Origin of the sequence: Bradyrhizobium sp. CCGE-LA001, assembly GCF_000296215.2 — a bacterium.
Taxonomy (GTDB): domain Bacteria; phylum Pseudomonadota; class Alphaproteobacteria; order Rhizobiales; family Xanthobacteraceae; genus Bradyrhizobium.
In genome coordinates, this window is sequence record NZ_CP013949.1 from 3,058,731 (window position 1) to 3,081,171 (window position 22,441).

Genomic DNA, 22,441 nt, shown 5'->3' on the forward strand with positions numbered 1-22,441 from the left:
GACGAAAGATCCGGTCCGGCTCGGAAGGATCCAAGCCGGGGCCGGTAGTCGCAGGGGAAGTGTGTGAAGCTTTAGGCGGCCGCTTGCGGCGAGCCGTTGATCGCTTCGTCCACGGCAGCGGCGATGTCGCGCATGCTGATGACGGAGATCAGGCTGTAATCGTCGATGACAGGCAGATGGCGGATGTGATGACGGTTCATCAGATGGCGCACATGCTCGATCGTGTCCGAGGAGGTGCAGGACACCAGCTGCTGCACCGAGACCAGCTGCGAGACCCTCACATTGACCGCATTGGCGCCGTGCTCGGCGACCGCGCGCACCACGTCGCGCTCGGTGAACATGCCGACCGCGGTATTGCCCTCCGAGCGGACCACGTCCTTGACCACCAACGCGCTGATGTTGTTGGCGCGCATCAGCTTGGCGGCGATACCCACCGTTTCGTTCATTCGCACCGTAACAACGCGCGGCGTCTTCTTGCGCAGAATGTCTCCGACCAGCATTGCAACCTCCCTGGGTGAATGACAGGGCAAGTGTGGTATACATAATGCCAATCGTCAAGCGCTGGGTTTGGCTGATCCGAAAAAATCTTGCGACAGCGATGCTGACGTTTGCCATGCGCCAAAAGAAGGGGCGCATCGCTGCGCCCCTTGTCGGCCTGCAAGGCGTGTGACGAGTTATGCCGTTTCGGTCTTGGCGCTGCCGGTCGCGGTGCTGGTGCCCTCGGCTTCCTTGCCGAGGATGAAGGCGCGGCGCAGCGGCTTGATCACGAACAGCGCCAGCAGCGCTGCCGTGGCGTTCAGCGCCACCGCCACCACGAACACCGCCTTCCAGCCATAAGCGGTCGAGATCACGCTGGCGAGCGGAACGAGCAGGGATGCCGTGCCCTTGGCGGTGTAGAGCATGCCGTTGTTGGTGGTCGCGAACTTCGAACCGAAGGTGTCGCCGCAGGTGGCGGGGAACAGCGAATAGATCTCGCCGAACACGCCGAAATAGACCGCGGTCGCGAGCACGAACACGACAGGGATGTGGCCGTAAGCCGACAATATCAGGAGCATCACCGCCGCCGTGCCGAAGGCGATGAACATGGTGGGCTCGCGGCCGATCGTGTCGGAGACGAAGCCGAAGAAGGGACGGCCAAAGCCGTCGAAGATGCGGTCGAGCGAGATCGCGAAGGTCAGGGCTGCCATCTGGAAGCCGGCGAGGGTGACCGGCGTGTCGGCGATCTTGAAGTCGTGCGCGATCGGAGCGATCTGCGCCGCCGTCATCAGCCCGCCGGAGGCAACCATGACGAAAACGAGGTACATCACCCAGAAAACAGGGGTCCGCAGCACTTGCGGCGGGGTGAAGTCGATCTTGGTCTGCGGCAGGTTGAGCTGCTTCTTCTTCGGCGGAATCGAGATCCGCGGTGGCTGGATGAAGAAGGCGAGCACGAACACGATCAGGCCCTGGCCGATGCCGAAGGTGAGGAACGCGTGCTGGTAGCCGCTCGACACGATCATGCTCGCGATCGGCACTACGGTGAGCGCAGCGCCGGCGCCGAAGCCGGCCGCGGTCGCGCCCGCGGCGAGGCCGCGGCGGTCGGGAAACCATTTCAGCGCGTTGCCGACGCAGGTGCCGTACACCGCGCCCGCGCCCATGCCGCCGATGATCGCGGCCGCGTAGAGCAGGGTGAGGCTGTCGGCATACGAGTTGAGAACCCACGAGAGCGCGATCATCGCGCCGCCGAACATGATGACGATGCGCGGGCCGTACTTGTCGACGAACCACGCCTCGACCGGCACCAGCCAGGTCTCGGTGACGACGAAGATGGTGAAAGCGAGCTGGATCGCGGCGCGTCCCCAATGATGGGCCGCGTCGATCGGATCGACAAACAGCGTCCAGCCGTATTGCAGATTGGCGATCATCGCCATGCAGACGATGCCCATCGCGAGCTGGAGCCAGCGGAAGCCTGTGCGAAGCGGCGCGGCGGTGACGGCGCCATCGGGGCTGGAAATCATCAAAACCTCCCAACGCCTGATTTGCTGTGACGCAGGATCGCAAGACGACCTGATGTCGCAATTATTGTGTCTTATCGTCGCAGGCGTGGGTCGGAGATTGGTATACGATATTCCAGATTGCAAGCCTTAACTTGGCGCCGCGTTCACGAAATGCGGCGGGTTCCGCCCGGACGGCGATAGCGGCGATCCTTCGCGCCAAACGAAAACGCCCGGCCGTAAGGCCAGGCGTCTTGTTCAATGAGCTGCGGCGAAGCCGGTCAGACCGTCGAGTTGGCGACCACGACCTTGCGCCAGGGTTTCAGCACCGCGATCGCCAGAACCGAGGCCAGGATGTTGGCGCCGGCTGCGATGATGAACACGGCGTCCCAGGTACCCGACGATTGCTGCATGTAGTTGGCGATCGGCACCAGCAGCGCGGCGGTGCCCTTCGCGGTGTAGAGCAGGCCGGCATTGGTGGTCGCGAACTTGGCGCCGAACGTGTCGGTGCAGGTCGAGGGGAACAGCGAGTAGATCTCACCCCAGGCGAAGAACACGAAGCCCGAGAGCAGCACGAACCAGATCGGATCGTGGCCCCAGAGATAGAGCATCCAGATGCCGAACCCTTCCATGCCGAAGGCGATGAACATCGTGTTCTCGCGGCCGATCATGTCGGAGATCCAGCCGAAGAACGGACGCGTCAGGCCGTTGAGCACGCGGTCGATCGTGGCCGCGAAGGTCACCGCCGTCATCGTCACCGCCATCAGCGTGACCGGCACGTTGTCGACCTTCCAGTCGGCCGCGATCGGCTTCAGATTGGCGGTCACCATCAACCCGCCGGCGCCAACGATCACGAACATGAAGTACATCAGCCAGAAGATCGGCTGACGCAGCACCTCGGTCGGCTGATAGTTGCGGCGGGTCTGCAGCAGATGGGCGTTCGCCACCACGTTCGGCACCTGGCCGGCCTTCGGCGACAGCAGGAAGAAGGCGAGGATGCAGATGATGATGCCCTGTCCGAGACCGAAATAGAGGAAGGTGGTCTGGAAGCCGCTGTCCTTGATCATGGCCTGGATCGGCGCAACGGTCAGCGCGGAGCCCGCACCGAAACCGGCAGCCGTGATGCCCGCGGCAAGACCGCGCTTGTCCGGAAACCACTTCAGCGCGTTGCCGACGCAGGTGCCGTAGACGCCACCAGCGCCGATGCCGGCGATGATCATGCCGAGATAGTAACCGTTGAGCGTGGTGGCCTGGGCGTTGATCGCCCAGCCGATGGCGCAGAGCACGCCGCCGACCAGCACCACGATGCGCGGACCGTATTTGTCGACGAACCATCCCTCGACCGGGACCAGCCAGGTCTCGAACAGCACGAACAGCGTGAAGGCCCATTGGATCGAGGCGCGATCCCAGCCGAACGTCTTCTGGATATCAGGGACGAAGAACGTCCAGCCATATTGGTAGTTGGCGATCATCACCATCGCGCCTACGCCGATGGCCAATTGCGCCCAGCGATAAGCATCGCTCACACGAGCGACACTAGGGGCCGCCGCCGACTGCACCATGTCCGTCATTAAAAACCCTCCCAAACGCGCCGATCATTTTTAAGCATGCGCTGGGCGCATCCTGGTATGCATTATGCCAAGATTCAAGCGAGGGACTGGAGGGTGCGGCGAAATAGCGCGGGTCTTCCCCATGCGCCATCAGCGGGAAAATGTAAAGCCCCAATCGCTGCCGTGTGCCGGCGGTGAGGGGGGCTTTTTCCAATCAAACTGTTGATTTTACGGATGTTTTTATCCGGGGCGGCAAGGCCGCGCGGATCCGAATGAAGCGGCGAAGCTGGGGATTTTTAGCGCCGGCACTGTTCCTGCTGACCGGGTGTGCAACGGCTCGGTGAGCACGCGATTCCTGGAATTCTATATTCCAGAAGTCCAGCCTGCGGCAATTTGGCGTGTGCGGCGGCGCGGATTGCGCCGCCTCACGCCGCCGACGTCCGAAGCCGGCTGTAGCCTTCCTGGATCACGGACCAGAACAGCGCGACCAGACCGAGCGCCATGATCGTGCTGACGAGGCCGTTGGAGAAGAACACGCCGAGCGAGCCCTGCGATCCCAGCAGCGATTGGCGGAAGGCTTCCTCAGCCTTGTCGCCGAGCACGATGGCGAGCACCAGCGGTGCGAGCGGGTAGTTGCACTTCTTCAGGAGATAGCCGAGCACGCCGAACACCAGCATCAGCATCACGTCGAAGGTGCTGTTGTGCACCGAATAGGCGCCGATCGCGCACAGCACCAGGATCAGCGGCGCGATGATGCCGAAGGGCACGCGGAGGATCGCGGCGAAGATCGGCACGCAGGTGAGCACGACGATGAGGCCGGCGAGATTGCCGAGATACATCGAGGCGATCAGGCCCCAGACGAATTCCTTCTGCTCGACGAACAGCATGGGACCGGGCTGCAGGCCCCAGATCAGCAAGCCGCCGAGCAGAACGGCGGCAGTCGGGGAGCCGGGCACGCCGAGCGAGAGCATCGGCAGCAGCGCCGCGGTGCCTGCGGCATGCGCGGCCGTCTCCGGCGCGATGACGCCCTCGACCTCGCCCTTGCCGAAATTGTTGCCGCGCCGCGCGAGTCGCTTGGCGATGCCGTAGCTCATGAAGGATGCCGGTGTTGCGCCGGCGGGCGTCACGCCCATCCAGCAGCCGATCAGGCAGGAGCGCAGCGAGGTCATCCAATAGGCGGGCAGCTCCCGCCAGGTCTGCAGCACCACCCGAAGGTTGATGCTGGCCTTGCCGCCGCGGAACGCCAGCCCTTCCTCCATGGTCAGCAGGATCTCGCCGATGCCGAACAGGCCGATCACGGCGATCAGGAAGTCGAATCCGTTGAGCAGCTCGGTGACCCCGAAGGTCAGCCGCAACTGTCCGGTGATCGAATCCAGGCCGACCGCGGCGAGTGCAAAGCCAATCATCATCGCCGCGATGGTCTTGAACGGCGGCTCCTTGCTGAGGCCAACGAAGGAGCAGAAGGCGAGGAAGTACACCGCGAACTTCTCCGCCGGCCCAAATCGCAACGCGAAGCCTGCAACGAGCGGCGCGACCAGCGTGATCATGATGACGGCGAACAATGCGCCCACGAACGAGGAGGTGAAGGCCGCGGTCAGGGCTTCGCCGGGCTTGCCCTGTTGCGCCATCGGATAGCCGTCGAAGGTGGTCGCGACCGACCATGGCTCGCCCGGTATGTTGAACAGGATCGAGGTGATGGCGCCGCCGAACAATGCACCCCAATAGATGCAGGACAGCATGATGATTGCCGACGTCGGCGGCATGCTGAAGGTGAGGGGGAGGAGGATCGCGACGCCATTGGCGCCGCCTAACCCCGGCAGCACGCCGATGATGACCCCGAGCGTGATGCCGATGACCATCAGCATGATGTTGTAGGGCTGCAGGGCGACCGCGAAGCCGTGAAACAGATTGGCCAACTCTTCCATATCGATACGTCCTGCAACAGTAACGGAAATGACGGGTCAGTGTTTACAGACGAAGCTCTCTTACAGACCGAGCCATTCCTCGATCGGGCCCTTGGGCAGCGGGACCAGGAACCAGCGCTCGAACACCAGATAGGTCACAACCGGCATGCCGACCGCGATTGCGAGGGTTGTTAGCCAGCGATAGCCGCCAAGCCAGCGCATGAACCAGGCGATGAACACCATGGAGGCGACGTAGAGCCCGATGAACGGCATCGAGCCGACATAGATCGCGGTGGGAATGACGACGCTCATGACCTGACGAAGCTGACCCCATTCCGCGAACAGGCGGCCGTCGTCGTCGCGTTGCGCGTTCCACAGGTTAATGGCGCTCGAGGCGACGATGGCGGCGCCGATATAGAAGGGGAAGAAGCCCGCACGCGGGCCCTCCGCACCCCAGTTGATGCCGGCCTTGAGGCTGCCGAAGATCACGATCAGGCCGAACACGCCGATCAGCAGCGCCATGCCGATTTCCAGCGTCTTGTGGGCCGGACCAGTTTCGGATCGTTGAGTCATGGGACCTCCAGGCGAAATCGCAAGTCGTTCGCGGGTCGTGCCAGACGGGAGGACGGCGAGCGTCCTCAGCCGCCGTCGATGTCGCCGATCAATTCCCCGAGGCGAGGAAGCCGGCTTCCTTCATCAAGTCTTGGTGGCGCTTCTCCTCGGTCTCGATCCACTTGGCGTATTCGGCGCCAGTTAGGAAGGTCGTGTTGAAGGCGCCGCTCTTCATGAAGTCCTGCCACTCCGGCGTGGCGCGGACCTTCTTGAACAACTCGACGTAATATTCGATCTGATCCTTGGTGGCCTTGGGCGACATGAAGATGCCACGCAACATGAGATATTCCATCGCGAGGCCCTGCGACTTGCAGGTCGGAATATCCTTCCAGGCCTTGCCGTCCGCGATCGGTTCGTCATAGGCCATCGGCTGGGCGTCGAACACGCAGAGTGGACGGAGCTTGCCGCCGCGCCATTGCGCCACCGCCTCGATCGGATTGTTGACGGTGGAATCGACGTGATTGCCGACGAGCTGAACGGCGACTTCGCCGCCGCCCTTGTAGGGGATGTAGGTGAATTTCGCCTCGATCGCCTTCTCGAGGCCGACCGTGATGATCTGGTCTTCCTGCTTGGAGCCGGTGCCCCCCATCTTGAACATGCCGGTCGGCGCCTTCTTCGCGGCGTCGACGTAGTCCTTGACGGTGGCGTACGGCTTCTCGGCGTTCACCCAGAGCACGAACTCGTCGAGCGCCAGCATCGCAACCGGCGTCAGATCCTTCCAGTTGAAAGGAATGCCCGTCGCCAGCGGCGTCGTGAACAGGTTGGACAGCGTGATGATGATCTTGTGCGGATTGCCCGACGAGGTCTTCAGGTCGAGGAAGCCTTCGCCGCCCGCGCCGCCGGCCTTGTTGATGACGACCAGCGGCTGCTTCATCAGATTGTGTTTGGTGACGATGCCCTGGATGGTGCGGGCCATCTGATCGGCGCCGCCGCCGGTGCCCGCAGGCACGATGAACTCGACCGGACGGACCGGCTCCCAGGCCGCACGGCTTGCAGTGCTGCTGGCGCACGACATCGCGATTGCCGCCAAAGCGACATTCAGAACGAATGGCTTCATCTGTCTCTCTCCCTGTCGAACCCTCAACGCAGCCGCTCTTTGTCGGCTTGCGCTAGCCCATCTCGAGTCACATGCCCCGGAGTTACCCTTTAGGTCTAGTCCCCGTGGCCGTCCCGATCAAAACTCTATGAGCAGGGATAACGCGCGGCATCCGCTTCTTTCGGCTAAGGGCTTCGCCAATGGGGCGTGGCAACGTTGCCTCTCGGCCCTTCCCGTCCTGCGTTACGTTTCCCCGTCCTTACACTTTTGAATCGCGCAATCGTTCTTGTTTGAATGGATGGTATGCGAAATGCCAGTAGACAAACAATCGGAATCGTCGGTTGGCCTTGGCGGACTAATCGTCGCAGTTGCGCGCGCCGCGAGGGGAGAGCGCTGCCAAACAGAAATGGCCCCGACAGGCGGGGCCATTTGGTCAAACAACGTGTTTTTAGCTTCTGCCATCGCCCATCCGGGTGAGGGCAGCGAAGACCGTCTTACAGGCCGAAGCGCGGCAAATCCCCGTTACGATTGGAGATTTCGGCGCTGGCCATCAGCAGGCCGTCGATCGCGGCCATCAGGCGGGCGAACAGGGAGGAAGAGGGCGCGAGAGCGACGGAAGCGGTCTTGGACATCGGAAATCCCTTTCTTGAGAACAGTCAGTCTTGCTGCCTCATTTCGAAAGGCAATCTATGTATACCAGATGCCACTGTCCATCCGCGAGTTTGCATAGCAGCATGCGGCCTCTCGCATTGCAGCATAATGCCGCGTTAACGGGCCCGTCTCGGACATAAAGTTGCCGGCGCCTGCGAGAAAGCGGTCCTTTCGCCGCTGATGGCGCGAAACGCGGGCGAATCGTCCCGGCCACGCGAGCGGTATCGGCAAGGTCTGCCGCACTGCAACAGGCGGGCCTTGGCAGGCCCTTGCAAAGCGGCTAGTGGTCCGCCCCCTATCCAATCAACCGTCAGAGTGGTTCATGTCGAGCGCCTCGCCCGCCGTCTCGATCGGCATCGATTTTGGGACCAGCAACACGGTCGTCGCGCTCGCGGCGGACGACCGCCGGGTCGAAGCCATCCGTTTCGACCATGGTGGACAGCGCCACAGCGTCTATGTGTCCGCGCTGTGCTTCTGGGAGGACCGTCCGGGCGCCGGCGCCCAGGCCGAGGGCGGCCCATGGGCGATCGAGCAGTTTCTCGAAGGCCGGCACGTCTATCGCTTCCTCCAGTCGTTCAAGACCTTTGCGGCCAGCAGCAGCTTCAACACCACGCAAGTGTTCCGGCAGCGCTACAAGTTCGAGGACATCCTGGCCGCGTTCCTGCGGACGCTGGCGCGTCATGGCGGCGACAGGTTCGGCTTCGAGACCTCCAACATCACTGTCGGGCGTCCCGTGCGCTTCGCCGGCGGCAATCCCGACGAGGCGCTGGCGATGCAGCGTTACCGCGCCGCGTTCGAGCGTCTGGGGGCCGGCCACGCCCGCTATGTCTACGAGCCCGTCGGCGCCGCGTTCTCCTTTGCCCGCAGGCTGGAGCGCGATGCCACCGTGCTGGTGGCCGATTTCGGCGGCGGCACCAGCGATTTCTCCGTGATGCGCTTCTCGCGCGCCGGCGGCGTCTTGCGCGCCGAGCCGCTCGGCCACGCCGGCATCGGCATTGCCGGCGACACGTTCGACTACCGCATCGTTGATCACATCGTCTCGCCGCGCCTCGGCAAGGGCTCCAGCTTCCGCTCCTTCGACAAGGTGCTGCCGGTCCCCAGCGGCCATTACACCAACCTCGCGCGCTGGCATCAGCTCGCGATGATGAAGAGCAACGGCGATCTGCGCGAGCTCCGTGAGCTGGCGCGTACCGCGCTGAAGCCGAAGCTGCTCGAGGATTTCATCACCATCGTCGATCTCGATCTCGGCTTTTCGCTCTACCGCGCAGTGTCCGACGCCAAGGTCGCGTTGTCGGCGCAGGACGAGGTGGATTTCCGCTTCAAAGGCGGAGGCGTCGACATCGGTGCGGCCATCACACGGAAGAATTTCGACTCCTGGATCGCCGACGACATCGCCCGGCTGGGTGCCACCGTGGACAAGGTGCTTGGCCAAGCCGGCATCACCGCGCGCGAGGTGGAGAAGGTGTTCTTGACTGGCGGCACGTCCTTCGTGCCCGCCGTCCGAAAGCTTTTCGCCGAGCGCTTTGGCAATGAGCGGCTGATGTCGGGCGACCAGTTCGAGTCGATCGCCTATGGTCTCGCGCTGATCGGCCACAGTCCTGATCCGCACCGCTGGACGGCGGATGGCGGGCTCGCGCCGAAGGCGGGCGGATAGGGAACGACGAGACGGGGCTGCTGCGCTGAAAGCCATCCCTCGAGACGCCCGCCTTCGGCGGGCCCTCAGGATGAGGACGGAGTGTGCGGCAGCAATCTCCACGGGCGAAAACGCTGCTTAGCCTCATCCTGAGGAGACCGCCACCGGGTCCGCGCAAAGCGCGGCCCGATGACAGGCTCCGCGGTCGTCTCGAAGGACGAGGCGCGGGCTCCGCTTGGACCGTTACTGCTTGATCTCCGGCTCGACGAGCTTCGCCAGATTGCGCAGCGATTCCTGCCAGCCGAGATAGCAAGCCTCCGGCGGGATGACGTCGGGAATGCCGGCCTGCGTGATGTCGATCTCGGTACCGACCGAGACCTTCTTCAGGATCACCGTCACCTCGATCAGACCCGGCAAATTGGGATCGTCGAACTTGTCGGTGTAACGGAGGCGTTCGTTCGGCACGAGCTCGAGATATTCCCCGCCGAACGAGTGGCTGTGGCCCGTGGTGAAATTCCGGAACGACATCTTGAACGTGCCCCCGACCTTGGGCTCGAAATGATGCACGGTGCAGGTGAAACCGTTCGGCGGCAGCCATTTCGCCATCGCATCGGCCTCCAGGAAAGCGCGATAGACCTTCTCCGGGCTGGTGGCGAGAATGCGGTGCAGGCGGACAGTGCTGGGCATGGTTGTTATCCCTCAGTGTTTGATGGGCCCGGGCTGGCCTCTATGGCCCATTCATGTCACGAGGACGACCGGGAAGCCGCCGATCCGACACGGGCTTGCAGATTTTTTGTCGCAGGGGCCGACGTCGCGAGCCCGCCCGCCAATCGCGCCTGACGCGTCTTGTTCGCCCTTGCTGTTCGAGGATCTGATGCTCGTCCCTTCTGCGCAGGGGCCGCAAGGCACGGAAAGCTCTGTCCAGGTTCAACCGCGGCACGTGAGGAACACGGAGCGGGGTGGCTTGTTGTTCGCGATCACAACAGGAGACAATCAGATGATCAGGAAGCTCATGCTGAGTGCGGTGATCGCGTCGATGATGGGATCCATCGGAATGGCGCAGCCCAGCCAGGGTCAGCAAGGCGCGCAAGCCGGGGTGGGTGGAACGAGCGACACCACGAAAAATAGGGGCAAGGCCAAAGACGGCATGACAACTGGCACGTCGTCCGCCGGCACCACGGACGGCTCAGGCAGCAGCGCCCCTGGCGGACAATCTTCCAAGAAGAGCTCGCCGCCCAGGTGAGCTGAGGCTCAAGTGAGCTCTGAATCAAGTGAGTTCAGGATCAAGTGTCAGGTGAGTTCAGGAGGCGCCCATGGTTTGGTCTAGGACCAAACGATGGGCGCAAACTTCAAACCGCGGCTAAGAAGTTCTTCGCCGAGCAGACCAGCACGCTCCTTCGCTGCAGCTCCGACGAGGCGGTATTTGTGACCCAACGCCTTGTCGGCCTCGACCTGACGTCGAATGCTTTCGTAGAGGCGAACGACACTCTCGTCAGTCAGGTGATCGAAGCTACCGGCGGCCGGGGACGAAATGCCCGCGGCCGATCTGCTCTTTCGCAGAGCCGATACGACGGCATCAAAAGATTTCTCATCGCTCATAGGAAGTGCCGTCCCGCTTGCTGATCGGCACACACTATGCGACCGGACCGAACCCGCGGGATAACAAAAGTTAATTAACGGCATGCGGTGACTGGCTCGGCCTATGCCGCCACGTCCTGCGGTGTCATCGTGAACGCCAACCTGTAGCGACCGAACGTCGGATCGTCCTGCGAACCAGCTCCGTGAAGCGATGACGGCGAGAGCTGTCCAGCGATCACGGCCTCGACCGCATCCATATCGTAACCCGACAACAGAATGATCCAGTCGGCGGCACCGTCTTTTCCTCGAATCTGCTGCTCCGTGGTGGGTGAATTCGTCCTGGGCGTATCGGTCAGGAGCAGATGGGCGCCCGTCAGCCCCGGCTTCGAGGCGAGGGCGCCGAGCGTATCAAGAAGGTACGCCTGCAACTCAGCGGCGCGTTCAGTGTGCGGCGACAGCCTGATGGTGGCGAGCGCGCCTGCGATGCCGCCGCCAAAGCTCCCGGCGATCCGGCATTGGCTGCGTACCATGCCGAGATGATGCGGCATCATCTTCGTCGACCACGGCGTCGGCGCGTTGAGCCGGTCGTGATATCCTTTCGACGTCAGGACTTCGTATTGATCCAGTTCATAAAGCACGAAGAAGCCTTCAGCGTCCGTCGTGCTGCTCCAGCGCGATCCCCGCCGGAAGCCGGGAATGCTCATCCGCTCCGGAAAATGCTCATGCGAATGCCAGTCGCCAAACTCGCTGCGCTGCTCGGCGCGAACGCTCCACCACATCGCAACGGCGGCCTTGCCCAGCAGTGACATGGTGGACCTCTCTTCCTCGGATTGTTTCCAGCAGGCGCGCTAGACGAGCGATCGCGCTTCAACATCGCTTCGGACGGCAGGACGTCCGGCGCTTCGAACGATGCCACAATACCCCTGTTTTGCCCGACGCCTCGACCTATTTTTCGGCTCATCAGAAATTTCGTTTGTGATCAATGACTTGGCTACTGTGCATGGGGTTGTTTTTTCAGCTTTGATTGGACCCCAGTCGAAAAGCACCGCCCGCTCAAGCAAAAGGGCCGCCCCTTCGGGCGGCCCTTTCGTCTCGTTCGATGCGGACCCGCTTACTCCGCCGCCTGCTTCTGCGGCGGATCGAGCGCGCCCGACTTGTGGATCTCGGCGACCTGGTGATCGGAGAAGCCGAGCACCGTGCGCAGGATCTCGTCGGTGTGCTCGCCGAGCAGCGGGGAGCGCTCGACGTCGCTCGGAGAGTCCGACAGCTTGATCGGGTTGCCGACCGAGATGTACTTGCCGCGGGTGGGGTGATCGACCTCGACCACGGTGCCGGTCGCGCGCAGCGACTGGTCCTCGGCGATCTCCTTCATCGACAGGATCGGACCGCAGGGGATGTCGTCCTTGTTGAGGATCTCCATCGCCTCGAACTTGGTCTTGGTCATCGTCCACTGTTCGATGCGGGCGAAGATCTCGTTGAGGCGCGGCAGGCGGGCCGCCGGCTTGGCGTAGTTCGGATCGGTCTTCCAGGTGGGCTCGCCGATCACGTCGCAGATCTTCTCCCAGACCGGGGCCTGGGTGATGAAATAGATGTAGGCGTTGGGATCGGTCTCCCAGCCCTTGCACTTCAGAATGCGGCCGGGCTGGCCGCCGCCGGAGTCGTTGCCGGCACGCGGCACGGCATCGCCGAACGGAATGCCTTCGCCGAACTGGCTGTATTCCTTGAGCGGGCCGTGGGCGAGGCGCTGCTGGTCGCGCAGCTTGACGCGGGCGAGGTTGAGCACGCCGTCCTGCATCGCGGCGGTGACGCGCTGGCCCTTGCCCGAATGCGTGCGCTGATACAGCGCGGTGACGATGCCGAGCGCGAGGTGCAGGCCGGTGCCGGAATCGCCGATCTGCGCGCCGGTGACGAGCGGCAGGCCGTCGCGGAAGCCGGTGGTGGAGGCGGCGCCGCCGGTGCACTGCGCGACGTTCTCATAGACCTTGCAGTCTTCGTAGGGCCCAGGGCCGAAGCCCTTGATCGAGGCAACGATCATCTTCGGGTTGATCGCCTGGATCTTCTCCCAGGGGAAGCCCATGCGGTCGAGCACGCCGGGGCCGAAATTCTCCACCAGCACGTCGCACTTCTTGATCAGCTCGGTAAGGACTTCCTTGCCCTTGGGGTTCTTGGTGTCGAGCGTGATCGAGCGCTTGTTGTGGTTGAGCATGGTGAAATACAGGCTGTCCACGTTCGGGATGTCCTGCAGCTGGCCGCGGGTGATGTCACCCACGCCCGGACGTTCCACCTTGATCACGTCGGCGCCGAACCAGGCCAAGAGCTGCGTGCAGGTCGGTCCGGACTGGACGTGGGTGAAGTCGAGAATGCGAACGCCCGTGAGCGCTTTGGTCATCATGTTGCTCCGTACTCTGTCTGCCCCTGCACCCGGCAGGGAATAAGGGTTGAGGGGTGGCTGAAGCGCACTTGGCGCTTCAGCTCTATTGTTTGGGCATGATCTGTCCGGAAAACCGCTGCACACTTTTCCGGATCATGCCTTACTTCTTCTTCTGCAGAACGCTCTGCGGATTGAGGTTGCCGATGCGGCCGCTCTCCGAGCCCGCGGCCGGATCGATCACCGCGTTGATCAGCGTCGGCTTGCCCGACTTCATGGCTTCGTTGACGGCGCGCTTCAGCTCGTCCGGCGAGGTGGCATTCACGCCGACTCCGCCGAAGGCCTCCATCATCTTGTCGTAGCGTGCGCCCTTGACGAACACGGTCGTCGCCGGATCGGCGTTGGCGCCGTTGACGTCGGTGCCGCGATAGATGCCGTCATTGTTGAAGATGACCACGCAGATCGGCAAATTGTAGCGGCAGATGGTCTCGACCTCCATGCCGGAGAAGCCGAAGGCCGAGTCGCCTTCCACGGCGAGCACGGGATGACCGGTCTCGAGCGCGGCGGCGATCGCCTGGCCCATGCCGATGCCCATCACGCCCCAGGTGCCGACGTCGAGACGCTTGCGCGGCTTGTACATGTCGATGACGCCGCGGGCGAGGTCGAGCGTGTTGGCGCCTTCGTTGACGAGGATCGCCTCGGGATACTCCTTGATGACGTTCTTCAGCACGCCGAGCGCGCCGTGATAGTCCATCGGCGACTTGTTGTTCATCAGCTTCGGCGCCATCTTGGCGACGTTCTCTTCGCGCTTGGACGAGATCGCCTTGGTCCATTCGGCGGGCGGGGCGGTCCAGCCCGTTGCCATCGCCTGGTTGAAGGCGGAGACGACCGAGCCGATGTCGCCGACCACGGGCGCGACGATCTCGACGTTGGAGTCCATCTCCTTCGGCTCGATGTCGACCTGGATGAATTTTTTGGGCGCTTCGCCCCAGCTCTTGCCCTTGCCGTGCGAAAGCAGCCAGTTCAGCCGCGCGCCGATCAGCATGACGACGTCGGAGTCCTTCAGTACGGTCGAGCGGGCCGCGCCGGCGCATTGCGGATGGGTGTCGGGCAGCAGGCCCTTGGCCATGCTCATCGGGAGGAACGGCACGCCGCTCTTCTCGACGAAGCTCTTGATCTCCTCGTCGGCCTGCGCGTAGGCCGCGCCTTTGCCGAGGATGATGAGCGGACGCTTGGCGCTCTTGAGCACGTCGAGCGCGCGCTTGATCGAAGCGGGCGAGGGGATCTGGGCGGGCGCGGCGTCGATCACCTTGACCAGCGACTTCTGGCCGGCCTCGGCGTTCATCACCTGGCCGAACAGCTTGGCCGGCAGGTCGAGATAGACGCCGCCGGGACGACCCGACACCGCGGCGCGGATGGCGCGGGCGAAACCGATGCCGATGTCCTGGGCGTGCAGTACGCGATAGGCCGCCTTGCACAGCGGCTTGGCAATCGCGAGCTGGTCCATCTCTTCATAGTCGCCCTGCTGGAGGTCGACGATCTCGCGCTCGGAGGAGCCCGAGACCAGGATCATCGGATAGCAATTGGTGGTGGCGTGGGCGAGGGCGGTGAGACCGTTGAGGAAGCCGGGCGCCGAGACGGTGAGGCAGACGCCGGGCTTCTTGGTGAGATAGCCGGCGATGCCCGCGGCGTAACCGGCGTTCTGCTCGTGACGGAAGGAGATCACGCGAATACCCGCGGCCTGCGCCATGCGGCCCAAATCCGTGATCGGGATGCCCGGCACATTATAGATGGTGTTGATGCCGTTCAGCTTGAGCGCGTCGATGACGAGATGGAAGCCATCCGTCAGCTCCTGCTCGGTGCCCGGTGCTTCGGACTTGGTCGCGGTATTCAGCATGGGCCTTGTCTCCCTGGTCCCAAGATGTGGGGCGAGTTGTTCGCCCTTCTGGTGAAGTTGCTAAGTAAACAGTTACGTGAATAGTTCTTGGCCATGCGCTTCGACGTAAGCGGCAAGGCCGAGCGTGTGGTCGCGGGCACGCTTCTCGGCCAGTTCGGTGTCGCGCGCTTCCAGTGCTTCGATCATGGCGAGATGCTCGGGCAGCGAGGTGGCGGTGCGGTCCTTGCGTCCGATGGTCAGCTGGCGATAGCCGCGCACGTGCAAGAGGAGGTCGTTGGTGAGATCGACCAGCACGGGGGATTCCGACAGCGAGATCAGCGCCTGGTGGAAAGCGATGTTGGCGCGCGAATATTCCTCAACGTGATCCTCGGGGAGGCGATCCTTGCCGAAATCCTTGAAGTAGTCGCGCAGCGCGGTGATGTCCTTCTTGCGTGCGGTGGTGGTGATGAGGCGCGCAGCCATGCTCTCCAGCGCCGCCCAGGCGCGGATCATGTCGACGATCTCGCTCTTGGTCCTGCGCACGACCATGATGCCGCGGCGGGGGACGGTCTTCACGAAACCGTCCTGCTCGAGCATCGCGATCGCTTCGCGGATCGGCGTGCGGCTGACGCCGAGACGTTCGGACAGCGCGCGCTCGTCGAGCATCACCGGCTCGGGCGTCGAATAGATGTCCATCCTGAGGATGGCTTCCTTCAAGGCATCATACGCCTTGTTCTTGAAGCTGCTCTCCGGGGCAATACGAACGATTGCGATGTCTGCCTCGGCCATGTTCGGCAACGCCTTGGTTGGTTTCCGTAGTGACACGACGAATCTCCTCCAGTGGGGAGTCGTCTTTTACAGGAATATTAACGGGAAAGTTTTTGGCATACCACATGCCAGAATGTCAAGGCGGCTATTTTTTGCGGCGTTCTAAGCTGCCCTCTGACTTGACAAGTTGGCTTCTGGCATACCAAATGCCATCGCCAGCCATTTTTGATCCAAACCGGCGGAGTAGTGTTGGGCTCGCCCTTCGTTCCGCGGCATGGAGCAGAGCGCGGCGAATGGCAAGCATCACGGGCAGCCGCTACACGCGCGCGCTTTGAAAAGAACGAACTGAGGTCAAGGGAGAAGCCACATGTCCAATTCCAAAGATGCCGTCCGCAAGGTGCTTGACCAGGTCAAGGCGGACAACCGCACCAGCCTGACGGCCCCGGAAGGCAAGCTGGTCTGCGACGCCTACGGCATTCCGGTGCCGAAGGAAGGCGTGGCGAAGTCGGCCGGCGAGGCCGGCAAGATGGCCTCGTCGATGGGCTTCCCGGTCGTGATGAAGATCGTCTCGCCGGACATTCTCCACAAGACCGAAGCAGGCGGCGTCATCGTCGGCCTCAAGACGGCGGAGGAGGCCGAGAAGGCCTACGAGACCATTCTCGGCAACGCCAAGAAATACAAGTCCGATGCCAAGATCGAGGGTGTCCAGGTTCAGCAGATGCTGGCCGGCGGTACCGAAGTCATCGTCGGCTCGATCACCGACGGCTCGTTTGGCAAGCTGGTCGCCTTCGGCCTCGGCGGCGTGCTGGTCGAGGTGCTCAAGGACATCACCTTCCGCCTCGCGCCCGCGACCAAGGTAGACGCGCTCTCGATGCTCGACGGCATCCAGGCCCATGAGATCCTGAAGGGCGTGCGCGGCGGCGAACCGGTGAACCGCAACGCCCTCGCCGACGTCATCGTCAAGGTCTCGCAGCTCGTCACCGATTTCCCTGAGATCGTTGAGCTCGACCTCAACCCTGTATTCGCGACGCCGAAGGATGCGACCGCCGCCGACGTCCGCATCGTCGTCGACTTCGCCTATGTGCCGAAGCCCAAGCCGCGGCCGACTGAAGAGATCGTCGCGGCGATGAACCGCATCATGCAGCCGAAGGCCGTTGCGGTGGTCGGCGCCTCGGCCGAGGACGGCAAGATCGGCAACTCCGTGATGAAGAACCTCATCAACGGCGGCTACAAGGGCGAGATCTATCCGATCCATCCGAAGGCCGCCGAGATCCTCGGCTACAAGGCCTACAAGAGCGTCAAGGACGTGCCGGGCGTGATCGACGTCGCGGTGTTCGCGATCCCCGCGAAATTCGTGGCCGCAGCGCTCACCGAATGCGGCGAGAAGAAGATCCCCGGCGCGGTGCTGATCCCGTCGGGCTTCGCGGAAGCCGGCGCGCCGGAGCTTCAGGCCGAGATCGTCGAGGTCGGCAAGAAGTACGACATCCGCCTGATGGGGCCGAACATCTACGGCTTCTATTATACGCCCGCCAATCTCTGCGCGACCTTCTGCACCGCCTACGACGTCAAGGGCCACGCGGCGCTGTCGTCGCAGTCGGGCGGCATCGGCATGGCCATCATCGGCTTCTCGCGCTCCGCCAAGATGGGCGTCTCCGCGATCGTGGGCCTCGGCAACAAGTCCGACATCGACGAGGACGATCTGCTCGCCTTCTTCGAGCAGGACCCGAACACCAACTTGATCGCGCAGCACTGCGAAGACCTCAAGGACGGCCGCGCCTTCGCGGAAGCCGCAAAGCGCGTCTCCAAGAAGAAGCCGGTCGTCGTGCTCAAGGCCGGCCGTACCTCGGCAGGCGCGAAGGCGGCGTCGTCGCACACCGGCGCGCTCGCCGGCAACGACCGCATCTATGAGGACGTGTTCAAGCAGTCCGGCGTGATCCGTGCCCGGTCCTTGCGTCAGCTGCTCGAATTCGCCCGCGGCGTGCCGGTGCTGCCGACGCCGAAGGGTGAGAACGTTCTGATCATCACCGGTGCCGGCGGCTCAGGCGTGCTGCTGTCGGATTCCTGCGTCGACAACGGCCTGTCGCTGATGTCGATGCCGCCGGATCTCGATGCGGCCTTCCGCAAGTTCATCCCGCCGTTCGGTGCTGCCGGAAATCCTGTGGATATCACCGGCGGCGAGCCGCCGATCACCTACGTCAACACGGTGAAGCTCGGCCTGTCGGATGAGCGTATCCATTCGCTGATCCTCGGTTACTGGCACACCATCGTCACTCCGCCGATGGTGTTCGCCCGCAACATGGTCGAGGTGAAGAAGGAGATGGAGGCCAAGGGTTTCGTGAAGCCCATGGTCGCCTCGCTCGCCGGCGACGTCGAGGTCGAGGAGGCCGCCGAATATCTCTACCAGAACGGCATCCCGGCCTACGCCTATTCGACCGAGCTTCCGGTCGAGGTGCTCGGCGCCAAGTACAAATGGGCGCGCGGGGCGGGACTGCTCTGAGCTTGCGTTCGCCTCTCCCCGCTCGCGGGGAGAGGCCGGAATTTGCGTCGCACATTCCGGGTGAGGGGGCGCGATGAGCAAGAACGTGATCCGGCGCAAATCGCTCGAGCCCAGATCGCCCGCTGAGGCCGATCATGAAGGCCGCGACGGCGGCGTGCAGTCCGTCGACCGCGCGCTGTCGATCATCGAGACGCTGGCCGAGGACGACGAGGGTTATCGGCTCAGCGATCTCGCCGTCCGCACCGGCCTGTCCGCCTCGACCGTGCACCGCCTGCTGGCGACGCTGGAAAGCCGCCGTTTCGTGCAGTTCGACCGCGCCGCATCCAAATGGCATGTGGGCGTGCGCAGCTTCACGGTCGGCGCGAGCTTTGCGCGGCGGCGCAACTTCTCCACCCAGGCCATTCCTTACCTGCGCAAGCTGCGCGATCTCACCCGCGAGACCGCCAATCTCGCCGTGGTCGACGACGAGTTCATCATCGTGCTGACCCGCATGGAAAGCCGCGAGATCATGCGCTCGCTGACCCAGGTCGGTGGCCGAGTCCCCATGGTGACCTCGGGCGTCGGCAAGGCGGTGCTTGCAACCTATTCCGACGAGGACGTCGGCGCCGTCATCCGCCATCACGGCATGCCCCGCCTGACCGAGAAGTCGATCGTTCGGCCGAGCGACCTGTTCAGGGAGCTCGAAAAGATCCGCAAGCAGGGCTACGCCCTCGACGATGAAGAGGCCTGTATGGGCCTGCGCTGCGTTGCCGCGGTCGTCTACAACGACTGCGCGGAGCCGCTCGCGGCGATTTCGGTCTCCGGCATGACCAGCCGGCTGACCGACCAGAGGCTGCCGGAAATTGGGCAAATCGTGCGGGATGTCGCCGTCGAACTGACGGCGGCGCTCGGCGGGGTCATCTCGACGCCCCGCTGACTAACCCCCGGAGGGGTGTCCACTGGACAGCATCGGCCGTTTTGGCTGATATGCGACCAAACGACACAATGCGGCAAACGTCCGCATGAGCCTGGAGACGCCCCCATGTTCCAATTTCCCGCGCGCCTTGTCGGCGCAGCCGTCGCGCTGACCCTGGCGGCAGCCAATCCGGTCCTCGGCCAGCAGCTCGAGCTCAAGCTGATGGCGCCGGCCGCGCCCGGCGGAGGCTGGGATCAGACCGCCCGCTCGATGCAGCAGGCGCTGGTGGCTTCGGGTGTCGCGCGCAGCGTGCAGGTCACCAACGTTCCCGGCGCCGGCGGCAGCGTCGGCATTGCCCAGTTCGTCAATGGCGCCAAGGGCGACGGCAACCAGATGATGGTCAACGGTTTCGTCATGGTGGGCGCGCTCGCCATGAACAAGTCGCCGGTGACGCTGGAGCAGGTGACGCCGATCGCGCGCCTCACCGAGGAAATTCAGGTGATCGTGGTGCCCGCGAACTCGCCAATCAAGACGGCCCAGGATCTCGCCGCCGCAGTGAAGGCTGACATCGCCAAAGTCACCTTCGCCGGCGGCTCGGCCGGCGGCGTCGACCATGTGATGGCGGCGCTGTTCGCCGGCGCCGTCGGCGCCGATGCAAAGAAGATCAACTACATCCCGTTCTCCGGCGGCGGCGAGTCGCTGGCGGCGATCCTCGGCGGCAAGGTCACCGCGGGCATTTCGGGGCTGAGCGAATATGAAGGGCAGATCAAGTCCGGCAAGCTCCGCGCGATCGGCGTGACCTCCGAGAAGCGCATCGCAGGCAGCGACATCCCGACCTTCAAGGAGCAGGGCATCGACCTCGTGATCGCCAACTGGCGCTCGGTGGTCGCGCCTCCCGGCATCACGCCCGAGCAGAAGAAGACGCTGAGCGATGCGGTCGAGAAGATGGTGAAGTCCGACGCCTGGAAGGAGGTTCTCAAGCAGAAGGGCTGGGAGGACGCCTATCTCGGCGGCGACGCCTTCGCCGACTTCCTGAAGAAGGAAACGACACGCGTCACCGACGTGCTGAAATCGGTTGGCCTGATCAAATCATGACCTCAGGCGATCCCGCCCAGCCGCCGCGGCGCGTCGACCGCGCCGGCCTCGTCATCGCCGCATTGCTTGCGGTGCTCGCCGCTGTGCTGGTCTGGGATGCGCGCGGCCTGCCATCCACCGCGATGTACGGGATGGGGCCTGAGGCGATGCCGGTCGTCGTCGCCAGCGGCCTTGCGCTGCTCGCGATCGGCAATTTCATCGATGCGCTGCGCGGCAATCTGCCGGCGCGCGAGAGCTCCGATCCCGTGCCCGTGGTTCTGATCCTCATTGGCCTTGCGCTGCTGATCGACATCATCGGCTTCGGCGGCGGCTTCATCCTGGCGACGGCGGCGCTGTTCGTGACGACTTCGGCGGCGTTCGGGCGCCGTGCCGTCGTGGTCGACAGCATCATCGCTCTCGTGATGTCCACCCTGATCTATCTCGCATTCGATCGCCTGCTGACGCTGAGCCTTCCTGCCGGCCCCCTGGAGCGACTCTTGTGATGGACACTTTTGCCGCGCTGGCGCATGGCATGGCTGTGGCCGTCCAGCCCATGAACCTGCTCTATGCCTTGATCGGCGTGTTCCTCGGCACGGCCGTGGGCGTGCTGCCCGGCATCGGCCCGGCACTGACGGTCGCGCTGCTGCTGCCTGTCACCTACAAGCTCGATCCCGGCGGATCGCTGATCATGTTTGCGGGCATCTATTACGGCGGCATGTATGGCGGATCGACCACTGCGATCCTTATCAATACGCCCGGCGAGAGCGCCTCGATGGCGACCGCGCTCGAAGGCAACAAGATGGCCAAGGCCGGCCGCGGCGGGCCGGCGCTCGCGACCTCCGCGATCGGCTCTTTCGTTGCCGGCACCATCGCAACCATCGGGCTGGCGTTTCTGGCGCCATGGCTGGTCGATTTCGCCGTGCGCTTTGGCCCCGAGGATTATTTCGCGCTGATGTGCGTCGCCTTCGTCACGGTGTCGGCAACCTTCGGCGATTCACCGGTCCGCGGCCTGACCAGCCTGTTCATCGGCCTGACGCTCGGTCTCGTCGGCATCGACAAGCTGACCGGTCAGGCGCGGCTCGCGTTCGGCGTCCCTGAATTGCTCGACGGCGTCGAGGTGACGACGCTTGCGGTCGGCCTGTTCGCAGTTGGCGAGGCGCTCTACGTCGCCTCTCGCCGCCACCACACCGAGGAGAAGCTCGAGCCGGTGCGCGGCTCGCTGTGGATGACCAAGGAGGATTGGAAGCGCTCGTGGAAGCCGTGGCTGCGCGGCACCATGTTCGGCTTCCCCATCGGCGCGCTGCCGGCAGGCGGCGCGGAGATCCCGACCTTCCTGTCCTATTCCACCGAGAAGCGTCTCACGAAGCATCCCGAAGAATTCGGCAAGGGCGCGATCGAAGGCGTGGCCGGCCCTGAGGCCGCCAACAACGCCTCTGCCGCCGGCACGCTGGTGCCGCTGCTGACGCTGGGCTTGCCGACCTCGGCGACGGCCGCGATGATGCTGGCGGGCTTCCAGCAATATGGCCTCAACCCGGGGCCGCTGCTGTTCGCCGAGCGACCAGACCTGGTGTGGGGTCTGATCGCCAGCCTGTTCATTGCCAACATGATGCTGCTGGTGCTCAACCTGCCGCTGGTCGGCCTGTGGGTGCGGTTGCTCGCGATCCCGCAGCCCTGGCTCTATGCCGGCATCCTCGTGTTCGCGACCATGGGCACGATCGCAGCAAAGCCGTCAGTGGTGGAGTTGTCGATGCTGGCCGGCTTCGGCGTGCTCGGCTTCCTGATGCGCCGGTTCGACTTCCCGATCGCGCCGGTCGTGGTCGGCCTGATCCTCGGCCCGATCGCCGAAAGCCAGCTGCGACGCGCGCTCGCAATCAGCCTCGGCGATCCCATGACGTTGGTGCAGAGCCCGATCTCCGCGACGCTGCTTGCCATCGCGCTGATCGCGCTATTGGCCCCATTCGTGCTGAAGGGGCTCGGCCGATTCAAGGCGAACGAGGATTAGCGGAACCTCACCGTGTGGTGCTTG

Annotated in this window: 21 protein-coding genes; 8 read left to right on the plus strand and 13 right to left on the minus strand. The window is 63.8% G+C overall.

Annotation, left to right across the window (positions count from 1 at the left end; translation table 11 throughout):
* Positions 1-71 precede the first annotated feature (71 nt).
* A complete protein-coding gene (locus tag BCCGELA001_RS14200; RefSeq protein ID WP_008553885.1) occupies positions 72-500 on the minus strand; it encodes a CBS domain-containing protein in 429 nt (142 codons plus the stop codon).
* A gap of 44 nt (positions 501-544) precedes the next feature.
* Here BCCGELA001_RS14200 and BCCGELA001_RS39275 point away from each other — a divergent pair, with 44 nt between their 5' ends.
* A complete protein-coding gene (locus tag BCCGELA001_RS39275) occupies positions 545-670 on the plus strand; it encodes a hypothetical protein (RefSeq protein ID WP_257721961.1) in 126 nt (41 codons plus the stop codon).
* A gap of 4 nt (positions 671-674) precedes the next feature.
* Here the strand turns inward: BCCGELA001_RS39275 and oxlT (BCCGELA001_RS14205) are convergent, their stop codons facing one another.
* The 6 genes from oxlT (BCCGELA001_RS14205) to BCCGELA001_RS38315 form a co-directional block, all read right to left on the minus strand.
* A complete protein-coding gene (oxlT, locus tag BCCGELA001_RS14205) occupies positions 675-1,997 on the minus strand; it encodes an oxalate/formate MFS antiporter (protein ID WP_060735588.1) in 1,323 nt (440 codons plus the stop codon).
* A gap of 257 nt (positions 1,998-2,254) precedes the next feature.
* Complete coding sequence (gene oxlT, locus BCCGELA001_RS14210) at positions 2,255-3,544, minus strand: oxalate/formate MFS antiporter (RefSeq protein ID WP_060735589.1); 1,290 nt, start codon at positions 3,542-3,544, stop codon at positions 2,255-2,257.
* 404 nt (positions 3,545-3,948) lie between these two features.
* The gene (locus tag BCCGELA001_RS14215; RefSeq protein ID WP_060735590.1) at positions 3,949-5,448 is read right to left on the minus strand and encodes a tripartite tricarboxylate transporter permease; all 1,500 of its coding nucleotides are present in this window, start codon (positions 5,446-5,448) and stop codon (positions 3,949-3,951) included.
* Between the two features lie 60 nt (positions 5,449-5,508).
* A complete protein-coding gene (locus tag BCCGELA001_RS14220; RefSeq protein WP_008553907.1) occupies positions 5,509-6,000 on the minus strand; it encodes a tripartite tricarboxylate transporter TctB family protein in 492 nt (163 codons plus the stop codon).
* Positions 6,001-6,088: 88 nt separating this feature from the next.
* Entirely contained in the window at positions 6,089-7,096 is a 1,008-nt protein-coding gene (locus tag BCCGELA001_RS14225) for a Bug family tripartite tricarboxylate transporter substrate binding protein (protein WP_008553909.1), read from the minus strand.
* A gap of 473 nt (positions 7,097-7,569) precedes the next feature.
* Entirely contained in the window at positions 7,570-7,707 is a 138-nt protein-coding gene (locus BCCGELA001_RS38315; protein ID WP_008553911.1) for a hypothetical protein, read from the minus strand.
* Positions 7,708-8,048: 341 nt separating this feature from the next.
* Between BCCGELA001_RS38315 and BCCGELA001_RS14230 the strand changes: the two genes are divergently transcribed.
* Complete coding sequence (locus tag BCCGELA001_RS14230; RefSeq protein ID WP_060735591.1) at positions 8,049-9,380, plus strand: Hsp70 family protein; 1,332 nt, start codon at positions 8,049-8,051, stop codon at positions 9,378-9,380.
* 222 nt (positions 9,381-9,602) lie between these two features.
* Here the strand turns inward: BCCGELA001_RS14230 and BCCGELA001_RS14235 are convergent, their stop codons facing one another.
* A complete protein-coding gene (locus BCCGELA001_RS14235; protein WP_008553921.1) occupies positions 9,603-10,046 on the minus strand; it encodes an SRPBCC family protein in 444 nt (147 codons plus the stop codon).
* A gap of 310 nt (positions 10,047-10,356) precedes the next feature.
* On the opposite strand from BCCGELA001_RS14235, the gene BCCGELA001_RS37040 reads away from it, so the two are divergent.
* On the plus strand, positions 10,357-10,602 hold the full coding sequence (locus tag BCCGELA001_RS37040; protein WP_144441299.1) for a hypothetical protein: 246 nt from the start codon (positions 10,357-10,359) through the stop codon (positions 10,600-10,602).
* Between the two features lie 80 nt (positions 10,603-10,682).
* Here BCCGELA001_RS37040 and BCCGELA001_RS14245 read toward each other — a convergent pair whose 3' ends face one another.
* The 5 genes from BCCGELA001_RS14245 to BCCGELA001_RS14265 form a co-directional block, all read right to left on the minus strand.
* Entirely contained in the window at positions 10,683-10,958 is a 276-nt protein-coding gene (locus tag BCCGELA001_RS14245; RefSeq protein WP_008553926.1) for a hypothetical protein, read from the minus strand.
* Positions 10,959-11,059: 101 nt separating this feature from the next.
* Positions 11,060-11,746, minus strand: a complete 687-nt coding sequence (locus tag BCCGELA001_RS14250) for a hypothetical protein (RefSeq protein ID WP_008553928.1) — start codon at positions 11,744-11,746, stop codon at positions 11,060-11,062.
* Positions 11,747-12,048: 302 nt separating this feature from the next.
* Positions 12,049-13,326, minus strand: a complete 1,278-nt coding sequence (gene frc / locus BCCGELA001_RS14255; protein ID WP_060735592.1) for a formyl-CoA transferase — start codon at positions 13,324-13,326, stop codon at positions 12,049-12,051.
* Between the two features lie 142 nt (positions 13,327-13,468).
* Positions 13,469-15,202 carry an oxalyl-CoA decarboxylase gene (gene oxc / locus BCCGELA001_RS14260; RefSeq protein ID WP_060735593.1) on the minus strand — a complete coding sequence of 578 codons (1,734 nt, stop codon included), beginning with the start codon at positions 15,200-15,202 and terminating at the stop codon, positions 13,469-13,471.
* Positions 15,203-15,274: 72 nt separating this feature from the next.
* Positions 15,275-15,970 carry a GntR family transcriptional regulator gene (locus BCCGELA001_RS14265; protein WP_008553944.1) on the minus strand — a complete coding sequence of 232 codons (696 nt, stop codon included), beginning with the start codon at positions 15,968-15,970 and terminating at the stop codon, positions 15,275-15,277.
* Between the two features lie 346 nt (positions 15,971-16,316).
* Between BCCGELA001_RS14265 and BCCGELA001_RS14270 the strand changes: the two genes are divergently transcribed.
* The 5 genes from BCCGELA001_RS14270 (at position 16,317) to BCCGELA001_RS14290 (ending at position 22,417) form a co-directional block, all read left to right on the plus strand.
* Positions 16,317-18,446: an acetate--CoA ligase family protein gene (locus BCCGELA001_RS14270; protein ID WP_060735595.1), complete on the plus strand. Its 2,130-nt coding sequence runs from the start codon at positions 16,317-16,319 to the stop codon at positions 18,444-18,446.
* A gap of 73 nt (positions 18,447-18,519) precedes the next feature.
* A complete protein-coding gene (locus BCCGELA001_RS14275) occupies positions 18,520-19,362 on the plus strand; it encodes an IclR family transcriptional regulator (RefSeq protein ID WP_008553962.1) in 843 nt (280 codons plus the stop codon).
* Between the two features lie 105 nt (positions 19,363-19,467).
* Positions 19,468-20,436 (plus strand): Bug family tripartite tricarboxylate transporter substrate binding protein, encoded by a 969-nt coding sequence (locus BCCGELA001_RS14280; protein ID WP_008553964.1) that lies wholly within the window; start codon positions 19,468-19,470, stop codon positions 20,434-20,436.
* The gene (locus BCCGELA001_RS14285) at positions 20,433-20,918 is read left to right on the plus strand and encodes a tripartite tricarboxylate transporter TctB family protein (protein ID WP_008553966.1); all 486 of its coding nucleotides are present in this window, start codon (positions 20,433-20,435) and stop codon (positions 20,916-20,918) included. Before BCCGELA001_RS14280 ends, BCCGELA001_RS14285 begins: the two co-directional genes overlap by 4 nt.
* On the plus strand, positions 20,918-22,417 hold the full coding sequence (locus BCCGELA001_RS14290) for a tripartite tricarboxylate transporter permease (RefSeq protein WP_008553968.1): 1,500 nt from the start codon (positions 20,918-20,920) through the stop codon (positions 22,415-22,417). Before BCCGELA001_RS14285 ends, BCCGELA001_RS14290 begins: the two co-directional genes overlap by 1 nt.
* Positions 22,418-22,441 lie beyond the last annotated feature (24 nt).